General features: G+C 26.1%; 13 protein-coding genes and 1 CRISPR repeat array. Of the genes, 5 read left to right on the forward strand and 8 right to left on the reverse strand.

Annotation, left to right across the window (positions count from 1 at the left end):
- Positions 1-6 precede the first annotated feature (6 nt).
- The 4 genes from Q0O83_RS01395 (at position 7) to Q0O83_RS01410 (ending at position 3,884) form a co-directional block, all read left to right on the forward strand.
- Positions 7-822 carry a PP2C family serine/threonine-protein phosphatase gene (locus tag Q0O83_RS01395; RefSeq protein WP_294093412.1) on the forward strand — a complete coding sequence of 272 codons (816 nt, stop codon included), beginning with the start codon at positions 7-9 and terminating at the stop codon, positions 820-822.
- A gap of 15 nt (positions 823-837) precedes the next feature.
- Positions 838-1,005 (forward strand): hypothetical protein, encoded by a 168-nt coding sequence (locus Q0O83_RS01400; protein ID WP_294093414.1) that lies wholly within the window; start codon positions 838-840, stop codon positions 1,003-1,005.
- Positions 968-2,719 carry a radical SAM protein gene (locus Q0O83_RS01405; protein ID WP_294093416.1) on the forward strand — a complete coding sequence of 584 codons (1,752 nt, stop codon included), beginning with the start codon at positions 968-970 and terminating at the stop codon, positions 2,717-2,719. Before Q0O83_RS01400 ends, Q0O83_RS01405 begins: the two co-directional genes overlap by 38 nt.
- 67 nt (positions 2,720-2,786) lie before the next feature.
- The gene (locus tag Q0O83_RS01410) at positions 2,787-3,884 is read left to right on the forward strand and encodes a hypothetical protein (protein ID WP_294093418.1); all 1,098 of its coding nucleotides are present in this window, start codon (positions 2,787-2,789) and stop codon (positions 3,882-3,884) included.
- Between the two features lie 42 nt (positions 3,885-3,926).
- On the opposite strand, the gene cas4 is transcribed toward Q0O83_RS01410, so the two are convergent.
- From cas4 to Q0O83_RS01445, 7 genes are read right to left on the reverse strand one after another with little or no spacing between them, the layout of a single operon-like run.
- Complete coding sequence (cas4, locus tag Q0O83_RS01415) at positions 3,927-4,499, reverse strand: CRISPR-associated protein Cas4 (RefSeq protein ID WP_294093420.1); 573 nt, start codon at positions 4,497-4,499, stop codon at positions 3,927-3,929.
- Position 4,500: 1 nt separating this feature from the next.
- A complete protein-coding gene (gene cas2 / locus Q0O83_RS01420) occupies positions 4,501-4,788 on the reverse strand; it encodes a CRISPR-associated endonuclease Cas2 (RefSeq protein WP_294093422.1) in 288 nt (95 codons plus the stop codon).
- Positions 4,769-5,734 (reverse strand): CRISPR-associated endonuclease Cas1, encoded by a 966-nt coding sequence (cas1, locus tag Q0O83_RS01425; protein ID WP_294093424.1) that lies wholly within the window; start codon positions 5,732-5,734, stop codon positions 4,769-4,771. Before cas1 ends, cas2 begins: the two co-directional genes overlap by 20 nt.
- A 4-nt stretch (positions 5,735-5,738) precedes the next feature.
- The gene (locus Q0O83_RS01430; protein WP_294093426.1) at positions 5,739-6,626 is read right to left on the reverse strand and encodes a reverse transcriptase domain-containing protein; all 888 of its coding nucleotides are present in this window, start codon (positions 6,624-6,626) and stop codon (positions 5,739-5,741) included.
- Positions 6,575-7,243: an E2/UBC family protein gene (locus Q0O83_RS01435; protein WP_294093429.1), complete on the reverse strand. Its 669-nt coding sequence runs from the start codon at positions 7,241-7,243 to the stop codon at positions 6,575-6,577. Before Q0O83_RS01435 ends, Q0O83_RS01430 begins: the two co-directional genes overlap by 52 nt.
- A gap of 1 nt (position 7,244) precedes the next feature.
- On the reverse strand, positions 7,245-7,781 hold the full coding sequence (locus Q0O83_RS01440) for an NYN domain-containing protein (RefSeq protein ID WP_294093430.1): 537 nt from the start codon (positions 7,779-7,781) through the stop codon (positions 7,245-7,247).
- A gap of 15 nt (positions 7,782-7,796) precedes the next feature.
- Complete coding sequence (locus tag Q0O83_RS01445; RefSeq protein WP_294093432.1) at positions 7,797-9,122, reverse strand: ThiF family adenylyltransferase; 1,326 nt, start codon at positions 9,120-9,122, stop codon at positions 7,797-7,799.
- 116 nt (positions 9,123-9,238) lie between these two features.
- Here Q0O83_RS01445 and Q0O83_RS01450 point away from each other — a divergent pair, with 116 nt between their 5' ends.
- Positions 9,239-10,747, forward strand: coding sequence for a hypothetical protein (locus Q0O83_RS01450; RefSeq protein ID WP_294093435.1), 1,509 nt, complete (start codon positions 9,239-9,241; stop codon positions 10,745-10,747).
- Positions 10,748-10,796: 49 nt separating this feature from the next.
- A CRISPR array of direct repeats spans positions 10,797-11,815; the repeat unit is 37 nt; unit sequence GTCTTAATCCCTTTCAGGGATATTTTTTTATTTTGAG.
- Between the two features lie 322 nt (positions 11,816-12,137).
- On the opposite strand, the gene Q0O83_RS01455 is transcribed toward Q0O83_RS01450, so the two are convergent.
- On the reverse strand, positions 12,138-13,475 hold the full coding sequence (locus Q0O83_RS01455; protein WP_294093437.1) for a hypothetical protein: 1,338 nt from the start codon (positions 13,473-13,475) through the stop codon (positions 12,138-12,140).
- Positions 13,476-13,557 lie beyond the last annotated feature (82 nt).

The following is a 13,557-nucleotide window of genomic DNA, read 5'->3' on the forward strand; positions in this document are numbered from 1 at the left end:
AGAGTTATGAATTTTAAAGTTTGTGGTGTTAGTGTTAGAGGGAGAGCTCATGAAATTGAGAACTCTCCTTGCCAAGATAGTATTTTTTATAAAAGCTATGGAAACAAGAGTTTTATAGCCTTAGGGGATGGAGCTGGAAGTAAAAAGTTTTCACAAATAGGATCTAAGGTGATAACTTCAGAAATTTGTGGTATACTAAATAGAGACTTTGATTATATTTATAAAGCTAAAGCTGCTGAAGCTAAAAATTTTATTATAAGTAAGCTTTGCAATTCTCTTCAAATAGAAGCTTCTAAAAAAAATATAGCTGTCAGTGAATTAAGCTCAACTCTTATGTTTCTAGGAATCAAAGACTCAAAACTTATTATTGGACACCTTGGAGATGGAATGATTTGTATGAAGAAAGGCGAGAAAATAGAGATTCTTTCTAAAAGTGAGGAGAGAGAATATTCAAACACAACTTATTTTGTTTCACCTAAAAATGCAATGAAATTAAATCTTTTCAGAGGGGACTTAAATATTTTAAAAGCAGTTAAAGGGTTTTTCCTGTTTACAGATGGATGTGAAAATTTCCTTTATAGTAAGAGACTAGATAGTGTTAATCCAATTTTAAATGAAGTTTTAAATTTTTTAAATAAAAAATCTGAAAAGCAAGTAAATAAACAAATAAAAATATCTATCAATAGCTGTATCAAAGAGAAAAAAACTTTTGATGATTGTTCTCTTGGAATCTTATCAATAAACACAAATAGAAGAGTTATTCGTATTAATAAAGGAATACGAAGAAAAGCTAAATATAGAAAATGTTTATTAAATAGATAAATACAGGAGAGAAAGATGAAAAATCTCACAGAAAATGAGGATAAAGAGTTGGTTCAAAGTTTAGATATAGAGTCTCAAGAAATCGAATGGAATGATATTCTTGAAATTATAAAAAAAGAGATTGAAAATAAGGGGGAGGTTTTTAATGGAGATGATTTTAAAAGAAGGAAGGGGAAGAGTTGAGGTAGGAGAAGTTAATTTTGACTTCTCCTATTTTGACGTTTTTCCAAAAATGAGAGTAATTTTAGAGAGTGATTTAAAAAATCCAATTTTACAAATAGTTACTTTAGAAAAAAAATTAAGAGATTTAGATTATGAAGAGATTGAAATTGAGGTTTTGAAAAGATATAGAGATGCCTTTAATTTCCTTTTAGATTCAACATATTTACTTAAAAATGGTAACAGAAAAAGCTTTACTTTCACTAAATCTTTAACTCAAAAAAAAGCTATTAGATTATCTTTAACTGAGAATTGTAATTACCGTTGTTTCTTCTGTCATGAAGAGGGGATGGATATGAACGCTCGTAGAGAATCAGCAAATTTTGAAGAGATGTGTGAACTACTTTTGAAAATGAGGGATTTAAACTATCAAGACTTAACTTTTACAGGAGGGGAGCCTCTTGTAGCTAAAAATGATCTAATAAAATATATGAACTTTATGGAGGCTAATAATTATACTCCAGATTTAACTATTGTAACTAATGGCTATTTAATAGATAAGGTTTTAATAGAAAGAATAAAAATATATAAAGGAGAGTTTAAATTTAATTTCTCTATGCATAGTGTAGATAAAGAAAGTTACTTCCAAATTGTTAATCCTAAAAATGGTGATATAGATTCTTTTGATAAAGTTCTTAAAAATATTGATTTGATTAGAGAAAGTGGTATCAAATTAAAAATGAACTTTGTTCTTTTGAATGGTTTAAATTCATCTCCTGATTATATAAAAAGAATTCTCGAGTTTGCAAATGAAAAAGGAGCTTACTGTGTTAAGTTCTTAGAACTTCTTGTAACAGATAAATTAAATAAGTTTTTTAATTACTTCTATAGTTTAGAGTCTGCTATTAAAGATTTAGGTGACGATATATTCTTAGAGAATTTAACTTACAGAAGAGGAGAGTATATATTTAAAAATAACTTACTTGTTGAGTTTCAAAAATGTACTTGTGCTAATGGATGTAGTGTTTGCCCATTAAATAGAGAGATTAATGTAACTCCTCAAATGTCATATTATCCATGTTTCATCCTAGATACTAAAAAGATAGATATTGATAATAACAATATAGAGGAATCTTTAAAAAAGGGTGATGCAGTTATTGAAAATCTTATTAAAAGATATGGTAATAAAAGCCCAGTTATTATCAAAAATGTAGCTAATGAAAAAGAAAAAAAAGAATTTTATTATAAGTCTGTATTTACTTTAGAAGAGATTGAAAATTTAGTTGATAAAAATAGTTTTAAGTTAGATAGACAAAGAGCTTTTACTGATTATATATACCAAAATGAAAATGATCAGATTAATCTTAATTATAAAAATCTTTTAAAATTAAGTAAAAATAGTTATGAGAGTCATTATAGAGAGATTGTACAAAAAAGAGAGTTTAACTATGAAAAAAATCATTGCAGTATTGAATTTATAACAGAGGGAAAAATTATTGAAAGTAAAGAAAATTATGAGAGCTATTTAAAACATCTTGGATTTGTTAATAGTCTGACTTTAAATTGGAATATTAAATTTTTCAAGAGTAAAAATAGGGAGTTTAGTATTGGTATCAATGAAAATACTGGACTTATTTATGTAGTTTCACCTAAAGAGATTGATAGTGAGTTATCAAACCTTTTAGATTTAAAACTTTTAAAAGAGGATCTTTATAAAGATATAGTTAAAAATATGTAATTTAGCCTCAAATTCTGTAAGACACTAGTTGTATAATTGGTCATAACAAATTTTAAGGAGGTTTGAGATGAACAAAAAAAGAGCTAGCGGTGCATTTATTGGGAAGAAGGTCATCCAGGAAGGGGCTACTAGAAATTCTATTGCAAAAGAAACTTTCACTAATATTTCAGAGTTGAATGTCAACAGAGGAAACTTAAAGGGATTTATATTTGAGCATCTACATGTGAAAGAGATGAACTATGAACTTATGAAAAAAGGTCTAAAAGCAGAGGTTATAGATAACAATGGTTTGGCTGATATCATAGTAAAAAATATTAAAACTGGTAAAGTAGTGGAGCGAATTCAAACTAAATGTGGATATGAAAGTGGATCTACTGATATTTTTAAATATGTTAAAGATGGACAAACGATTGTTATAAATGGTGATTCTAAAAACTTAGCACAAAATCTTACTAAAAAAGGAGTTGATTTTAAAAAATCTACAATCACTAACAAAGAAGCTACTAATACTGCTAATTTAATGAAAGTAGAAAAAAAATTACTGGGAACTAAAAATGCTCCAATTACCAGTAAAGTTTTACAAACTAAAGAGATTATAAAAAATAGTCATAATACAGGATTAAAGGGAGCTAAAAAAGGAGCTTTATTTGGGGCTGGAATTAGTCTTGGTTCAAATGCTGTTGAAGTTATTCGTGGTGAAAAAGAGATTGAAGAAGCTCTTGTTGATGTGACTGTTGATACTGCTATTGCTGGAGCTACTGGATATGCCGTAGGAGCTGCAGGATCTTTTATTGCTAGTACTAGTGTTGGAAGTGCTGCTATTGGAGCCGTTGGTTCTGGAGTTGGGGCTTTAGCTGCTACTTCAGCGGGAACTGCTGTTATAGGAGCTGTCGGAACTGCAACTGCAGGAATTGCTGCTACTTCGGCTGCTGTTACTGGTGTTGTTGCTACTGGTACCACTGCTGCAGCTTCGGCGATTGCTTCTACTGCTGTAGGAGGCATTATTGCTGGTGCCGGAACTGCTATTGTTTCTACTACTGCTGGTGCAGCTATTCTAGCTGGAGCTGCTACAGCTACAGCGGCGGTAATTGCTTCCGGTCCTATTCTTTTAGGTGGAGCTATTATTGGAGGAGCTTGTAGCTTGATAGGTGGATGGTTTGACTAGTAAAAATCTAAAAGGTGACTTTGATTAGAGTCACCTTTTATTCTATGAAATGCATATTTTTTTAAAATAACAAGAGTTGCATTTTTCAATATTTAGATTTAAGTTTGGAATATATTGCCCTAAAAATATTTTTTTCATCATATTTATATTTTCAAGGCAATTAGCAAAGTCTTCTTTTTCAAAAACTACTTCAATACATTTTATAGCTCCTCTAGTGTAAACTATATAACCTTTTAATACTGTTACATTATAATTTCTTTTTATTAACAGTGCATATAAAGTTAACTGTATTAAATGCGTTTCGTGAATCTCACCCATATACTCTGAAAACTTATACTCCACTGGTGTAGCTTCTTTTGTTGAAAAAAAAATCTCATCAACTATCCCACAAATATCAATATCTTGGTCATATATTTTTACTTCTTTTTTATTGGATTCATATTCTTTAAATATTTTTTTTATGTAATTTTGATACTTGAATCTTTTTTTATGAAAGTTACTTCCTTCTTTAACTAATGAATTGTTTTCTAATGGTTCTGAAAATTGATGAAGATTTTTAAAATAAATAATTCTTGGACAATAAATATAATTTTTTATATCTGTTACGGTAAACATCTCAAATAACCTCTATCAAAGAATCTTTTAAATATTTATTTATATTTATTTTTTGACCATAATATCTCAATGTTTTAAAAGAATCTTTATCTATTTTCAAAATAATAAAAGAATCTGTTTCCAAAGAGATTAACTGATTACTTTCTACTATTACTTCTTCAATATAGACTTTTTTTATATTTCCTGCAAAAATTGATTTTTGAAGTCTAAATAAACCTTTATTTTTAAGATATTTAACTATTTTAGCTCTAACCTTTTCTGACGAGATATCATACAGTATCAAGTACATTTTGATCAACCTCCTCTGTAATATTTACAAAGTATTTAGCAACTTCAAATAAATCTTGTTGTATTTTATCAATAGTTTTTATTTTTTTACCTTTAAAAGTAACTAGTTTATTTAACTCATTATAATAAAGTGGAACTAAATTTTTTTTACCCTCATCATTCAAAAAGAAAGTATTGTTTTCAACTATAAAATAACTTTTTCTAACTTTATTAGCTCTAAAAAACTTTGTAGCAGAAACGTATGCTATATATCGATATTTTTCAATAAAATCAAAAACAAATGATGGACGATTATAGTCATCTCTATGAAAAAATCCTAAATTTGGATCTATACCTGCAATTAATGAACTTTTTTCTATTCTGTTATATAAAATACCTAAAAAATAATTAACTAAAGCATTAAATTCATCTAATGCTGGTCTAAAACTTCTTTTTGAAAATTGAAATTGTTTTGGTAATACTTGTGATACTATTGAGAAATAAGTTTTTGAAATATTTCCTTCGAATCCTCTAATACTATTTAAATCACAATTGTTTTTTAAATTTTCTTGGAATCTGATAATATCTAATAAGTTTTCTTGCTTAGTTAAATCAGATATATGAGAATTCATATTTAAAGCTTTTTCCTCTATCCATCTTTTTGAAATTTCTAATCCTAAAGAACTTTTAGAGCATAGGAGTTGTCCTTTTCTTATTTTTGATAGAGTACTTACTCCTGTACTCCAAAATCTTCCTTTAGGATAGCCATATTTATCTAAAATAACAATATCTATATTATTTTCTATTGCTTCTCTTAAAAATCCCGTTGTAATTCTAACGTTTCCAGATATTAAAATACTAGAGATATCTCGATATGAATATTCTAATTTTTCATTTTTTGTTGCTACAACTAATAACTCTGCACTTTTATAAAGAGCACATCCGTCTTGAGATATAAATACTTCCATAATATCACCTACTTTTATAAATTTTTTGTCCTAAAAACTCAATTTCACCAGTTTTTTTAAAATCAATAACTCTAGATTTTTCATAATTTAAATTTAGCTTATAAGAACTTAAAATATCCTCTATATATATTATTACATTTTTTAAATCTAAATTATTTTTTAATAAGACTAAAAAATCATCTGCATATCTTACAAAAGTAACATTACTTTCATTCAATAGTAAATCAAATTTATGTAAATAAATATTTGAATAAAAAGGACTTAAAGGTGCTCCTTGAATAACTCCTTTTTTCTTTTTAAATATATTGCCACTATAATATATCCCTTGATTTAAAAATCTATTTAAAAGTAGTATTAATTCTGGATCTTTTATTTTTTCAGCTAATATTTTTTTTAAAAGTTCATGATCTATATTATCAAAAAAAGCTTCGATATCTAAATCTAGTATATAATGATAGCCTTCATCTAAATATTTTCTAACTTTCTCTACTGCATCTATATAAGAGATATTTTTTCGATAAGCAAAACTATTTTCTAAAAATTCATTTTCAAAAATTGGACCTAAGATACTCAGTATTGCATTTTGAACGATTCTATCTTCTAAACAAAGAATACCAATCTCTCGATCTTTACCATTTTTCTTTTTAATAAGTGCTAGTTTTACTATCTTTGGAATATAACTATTATTTTCTAATATTTTTGAAAGATTTGATAAAAAATAAATTTCTTGTTCTGATATATCGTTTAGGGTAATATTATTTATCCCTGGACCTTTATTTTTCTTTTTAACTTTCAAATATGCATCATATATATTGTCTAATTTTGAAATTTCTTTTAATGTTAATGATCTGTACTTTCCAAAACTTCTGTTATCAATTGAAAATAAGTCCATAAGTTATCACCTTTCTTCCAATCTTCTATATATTTAACAAAATGAGGTTGCCAAGCTCCATTTTCAATATAAACACAATACCATTTCCAACCAGACTCTAAAGGTTCTTTTGCTGCAGAATGATACGCTAAATTATAAAAATGTCCATTTGGAGATATCTGTAAATCTGCTTTTAAATAAAATCCTATTGGAGGATTATTTGGATAATCAGATGGAAAAACAATTAATAAAGGAGTTTCTTTAGCTAAAAAATGCCAGTTTTTAGGTAATCTATAGTTTGGAATTATTAACCAGTCACAATTTTGTTCATCAAATTTTAAATCTTGATTTCTAAATAACTTTGTACCAATATCAATAACTTGGTTTTTTATTATATTTTTTGATAAATCAGAACGAAGCTGAAAAAAATTACCTTTTGTTCTATCTGGAATATTACTGATTTTAGTAAAATCATCTAATTTATAAACTCCATCATCTTTTATTGTTTCAAAACTATTTTCTTCTTTTTCAATCACAAGTCTTCTATTAGGATTTAGATTAATAGCTTTTTTTATTTGAGATCCATCAACATCTTTTGGTGTTGGTATTGAAACTCTTTTTCCATTTATAATAGCCATATTATAAGTTCACCTCACTTTCAATCTCACTTATATTATTAATATCTTTTATATTTTCTTTCATAATTTCATTTATTGAGATAACTCCTTGTGCAATTCCTTTTAATCTCTCATTTTCATAGTTGTCGACTGAAATTAACTCTACTCTAATACCTCTATCTCTAAGAGTTTTTAGTAATGGATAAAACATACTATTTACAGATCCGAAGACAAGAATATCAATTTTGAGTTCTGAAACAAATTTTAAAATATCTATAATCATTTCAATTTCATAAAAATTATAATCCTCCTCTTCTTTTGAGTAACTAATTGTTTTTTTTATTAAAAATCCTGATTTTTCAATATTTTCAATTAATAATCTTTCAGTATTTTCTGTTGCATAGTTTAAATTAAAGTATGCATAAGCATCAATTAATTTTCTTCCTTCTTCTAAATTACCTAAATATTCTAAAAATTTTTCATAATTTAATTCTATTTCCGATTTTGATACTGCATTTTGAAAACTAAAAAAATCTAAAACTACTCCAACTCTTTCCATTTTTTCCCTCCTTTTTTATAGGTTACATATAAAACAATCTTTTTTTCTATTTTTTATACTCATATTATCCTCATAAATAGTTGGTATTTTATTATTTTCATAGACTAAAATAGAACTTTCTCTATTATAATTTGTAAACTCATTTATATAACTATCAACGGCTAATGAAGCTAAAATAGTATTTAATGTTTTTACTGCGGGGTCTTTATGCTGCGTTATATATCCTCTTTTTAAAATTTTTTCTTTAATCTCTTCACTTTTAATATTTTCATAATCAATATTTATCTGCTTTACTCTTCCTAAGCATCTTAAACAAAATTTCTCTCCTGGAAATATTTTAATAACTTCTCCACTTATATCAGATACAATACCATTTTTAACACTTATATTTACACCTATAGAAATAAATGGGATAAAGTATCTTAAGCAAAAATCATTAACAAATGCCCTGCTTGAATGATTATCTGTTGTTAAAAAAACTTTATTACTTTCTAACACTTCATTTAGTGCTTCATCTGATTTAATATCTGAGTTTATGGCTTTTATATTTAAAAAAGGATTTATTGATAATAAATGTTCTTTTAATACTTCAACTTTTAATCTTTTATCTTCAGCATCTTTATATTTTGCACCAACTAATCTGTTTAGGTTTGAGTATTCAACAATATCATTATCTATTAAAACTAAATTATTAAAACCCATATTGATTAAATGTTCAGCAACCACAGAACCTAAACCACCAACTCCTACTATTGAAATTTTTTCAGTTGAAAATATCTTTTTTAAATTGTCAATTCCCATATAATCAATGTTTCTATTATAAATATCTAAATATTTAGGATCCTGAATCTCTTTAGTAATATTCCATTCTTTTATTTCAATCTCTTCTATTTTTTCATCTAGATATATTCGTCCTTTATAAGAGTTGTTTGAAAAAACTAAACTTGCATAACTTGTTTTTGGATAATTTTCTTTTAAGTATTCTTTAAAATTTTTTTCATCTTCATCATCTATTGATGAAAAGCTTACTTTACTATTTGACTCTAAAAAAGGATGGGTATGTATTTCTACTAATGTATCAACATCGACTCTTTTATCTAAATCTAAAAGTATTTTGTAAATGAAATCTTTTTTTATAGAGATATGAGTTAAACTAGAACTTAATATTTCACTTTGTTTAGGATAACAAATCTCTATCTCTTTTAAAATAACCAATTTATTAACCTGCTCTCTTTTAGCCAGTATTATACAAAACTGTTCTTTTTTTTCATCTGAAAATAGATTTTTAAATATTTTATTCAAACTGTTTTTTTTAAAGCGTATTTCATATTTTTCATCCAATTTTAGCCTCCTATTTTTAATTTTACTCATTTATACAAATTTCTTTTTACCTGAAAAATGAAAACTTTACCTAGAGTTGTATTAAGCTAGTAATATAATTAAACTTCGGAGGTCATATGAGGGAAATTTACTTAGAAACTTTAAAAAATGCAATGAATGATTTTAACTATAGTATTAGGAAAGAAGATTTATTTAAAGCAACTGAAATATATCACCTCTTAACTTTTGTAGGTCTTTCTAAAATTAGAGAATATGAAAATAGTAATATTGAAAATAGTTGTTCTCTTTTTCCATCTTTAAAAAAATTAACGATGTTTTGTACTGATGAATCGTTAAATAATGCAATTTCACTTAAAAATAAACTTTTAAAACCAGATTTTGAAATTCAAATCATAATTATGGATGCTAATATTTCAAATAGAAATCTTTATCACAATATTTTAAAAGTAATTAATTATCAGGATTTTGATTCTATTTTTTTTGATACAACTCAAGGAATGAAAACTATAAGTATTGCATTTTACAAATTGGGAGTAGAGTTGGGAATTAAATCTTTAAACTGGGTATCGACTCACTCTTTGAAAGATGATTATAATCTTTTTAGATGTATTGATAGCTTAAGAATCGATTTTTTAACCAATCCTAAAAATGAAAACTATAAATTTTTTAAACTTCTAAACGATTCAATTGATAATTATGATTTTAAAGGTGTTGCGAATCTATATAAAAGTATAAATGATAATGAAAAGTCTTTCTTTTTCGAATCGTTATCTCGTTTATTTGATGATTCTTGTATTGATATTAATTTTTTCAAAAATAATCTCAAAGATTTTATTTTTAGTTTTTCAAAACTATCTTCTTTTTCTCGAAAAAGATTTAAAGAAGTTTTTAATATTTTCAATTTTTTTCTAAATGAAGCTGAATCGGATACTTCAATTGTTTCTTTTGATTCTTTAAGTGAGTTTGGATTTGTGGATAGTGTAACAGAAGATGAAATTGAATATCTTTATAACTATCTTTTTATTCCTTTTCTTCTGAAAAAAATAAAAAATATAAATATTAGAGAGTTTATCTTTTCAAAGTACTTAAGTTGGTGTTTTAATAATAGAACAGTTGACTACACTATAGATAATCCGAGTTTTTATTTTGATATCTTAAATAATTTTTTTCATATGAGACAGGTTGAAGTATTTAAAAATACCTTAAATTTTACAAATTTATTAAAAGAGAAAAGGGTTGACTTTATAAATTTTTCTATGAATAGAATTGAAATTGAAGGTTATGAAATAATTTTTTCAAATAAATTTATTAGTAATTTTTTTGGAAGAGATTTAAAAAGTTTTGTTTTGAGAAGTCTTATAAATAATAAGAATAAAGAAGTTTTTATGATGGAAATTATAGATTTGATTGATAAATTAGAAATTAAAAATATATCTAAAGCTTTTTCAGATTTAGAAAAGAATTTTAAATTACTTAATATTGAATTAAATAATTTATTCTTAGAGGAAAAACTAGAATATAGAGACATCATTAAATATGTTCCCAATAAAGAGACTCGTTTAACAAATTATAAATCTATCATTTTGAATCAATATTATTCTCCTAAAATATATATTAATATTTAAAAAACAAGAGATGATTTATCTTAGTCATCTCTTGTTTTTTTGTATTTAACTCTTAATCCCTTTCAGGGATATTTTTTTATTTTGAGAACTAATTGGCAAACTGGAGAAACAAAGGAAAACTTGTCTTAATCCCTTTCAGGGATATTTTTTTATTTTGAGAGAAGGTTCTATGTATAAAGGCTTCTTATCAGCGTATGTCTTAATCCCTTTCAGGGATATTTTTTTATTTTGAGGCCGCATTCTTTGGGAACATGAAGATTGATGCGAACGAGGTCTTAATCCCTTTCAGGGATATTTTTTTATTTTGAGCGTCAAAGAGCTTGTGAGATTATTTCATTAGGAAGAAAGTCTTAATCCCTTTCAGGGATATTTTTTTATTTTGAGTTAATACAGGTAACTATGAATCATCAAGTTCTAAAGTGTCTTAATCCCTTTCAGGGATATTTTTTTATTTTGAGTTGCTAAATCTCAAGCCAGAGATACTGAGCTTGAAAATAGTCTTAATCCCTTTCAGGGATATTTTTTTATTTTGAGGTACATATGGGGAACAAAGGAAGATTAGGCTTATTCATTGTCTTAATCCCTTTCAGGGATATTTTTTTATTTTGAGCTTGGTAGCTTAACAGGTTCTTCTACTTTATCATCAGTAGGGTCTTAATCCCTTTCAGGGATATTTTTTTATTTTGAGCCAAAAGGATGTATTTAACGCTAGAATGGAGCAGTCTGTAGTCTTAATCCCTTTCAGGGATATTTTTTTATTTTGAGATAAAACCTCTTATATTCGATGCGGATTTAAAGTTGACAAAGTCTTAATCCCTTTCAGGGATATTTTTTTATTTTGAGTTTAGAGTCGGTAATGGCTCTTCTTTGAAAGGCGTAAAGTCTTAATCCCTTTCAGGGATATTTTTTTATTTTGAGAAAAAAAACAAAAATAAGGAGGAATTTATTATGTCTAAGTCTTAATCCCTTTCAGGGATATTTTTTTATTTTGAGAAAGCGTTAGGATTATCTCAAGAAGAGAATAAATGGTTGTCTTAATCCCTTTCAGGGATATTTTTTTATTTTGAGCCGTTAGTTTTCATAGAACTCTTAATTATAGAGCTTTTATAGTATATTTTCTTTTAGTAAAATTTAGTAATTTTCTCTAAAATTTATACTAGCTAGGATAGAAAACGCTTGTAATTTGTCTCTTGAAACATCTAATTTAGTAAAAATTTAGATACCTAAAAACCTCTTCTATTGAGCTACCCTTTTATATCTTGATTTGTCCATAGAAAAATTTTCTGGGTCTATGATATAATTATAGCATATAAAAAGTAAGTTTTCAAACATAAAAAGAGAGAATTTCTAAAAAAAATTAGATTTTTCTCTCTTATTCTTTTTTTGATTTTTATAAATTTTTTAAAAGTTTTAACCAAAATTCACATGTATATCTTTTTTCATTCTGTGTAAATGCTTTATAAAAATGACTTCTCATGTATTCAGGTAGCTCATTCCAAAGAGTATTCCAAATTCCTTTTGGAGTATTTTCTAATTCTTTTCCGTCTACACTATATTTAAAATCAGAGGTTTTAATTCTTTCAACTAATGTTTTATCACTTTGTCTCTGATCGTAAGGGTGTTTTCCTCTCATTAAAATTTTAAAAAGAAGTATAGAAATTGGAAAATATTCATTTGAAATATCTCTTATATATGTCCCCATATTTTCACCACTAAACTCTGGTGGTAAAAATTCCTCTTTAAAAACATAACATGGGTAATTCTCAATCTGATACGAATCTATATCTATAAGACATATCTCATCATTGTCATTAACAAGGATATTATTTGGATTAATATCCCCTATTAAAATATTTTTTTTATGAAGACTATTTATTGTTGTTAAGATATTTCTAGCAATTTTTTTCGCACTTTCTTTATCTTTGAGAGTTAAAAGTACTCTTTCCAAAGTTTTTCCTTCAAATTTCTTCATACTATAACCTACGATCTCATTTAATTCATTAAAAACAATACCTTCTAGTGTTGCTACATTAGGAATTAATATATTCTTATTAGATAAAAGCTTAAGCTTTTCAACTCTTTCCTCTGTTAGTTTATTTGCATGAAAGATTTTTATAGCTAAATCTTCATAAAAATAGATTTTGCCTTCTCCTCCTTCGGCTAAACTTTCAGGTAAAATTATAGACTTCTCTTCTCCTTTTGATACAATTTTTATTGTATCTTTCTCTTCTGGAATATTGGTATTTATTATTGTCTTAGAATTATCAACCTTTATTGCTTCTTTAACAGACTTTTGTTTTCCAAAATATGCTAAGGTATCTATTAGATCCCCAAATTCATCAACTTTTTTTATATAAACATTTCTATAGTTAACCGATTTGCAAGTTTTTGTTTTTAAAAGATCTCGTGCTAAGTTTTTATCATCTGTTATTATTAACATATCCTTTTGAATAGCTCCATCATGAACTCTTGCCAATATAGCCGCATCAGCATGAGCTGTGGCGGAAGCTTTTACATGTATCAATCTATTTTTCCTGTTTAAAACCTCTAATATTTTTGATGCTGTTCTTAATTCCTCTAAATTTTTCCCCTTACTTTGTAGTTTTTTTAGCTCTTTAAAGCTTTCTTCAAACACACAAAATTGTGATATATTAGATTTAGAAATAAATTTTAGAGTATTACTATTCATTAATGCACATGTATCTATTACAACTATTTTTTGAATCATTTTTTTCCTCCTAGTTTTTTTTCTATTATACTTTGAAGAGATTACAAAAAATTTAAACAATTTACATTTTTTCTTTTCATAA

Source organism: uncultured Cetobacterium sp. (genome assembly GCF_945952365.1).
Lineage (GTDB): Bacteria > Fusobacteriota > Fusobacteriia > Fusobacteriales > Fusobacteriaceae > Cetobacterium_A.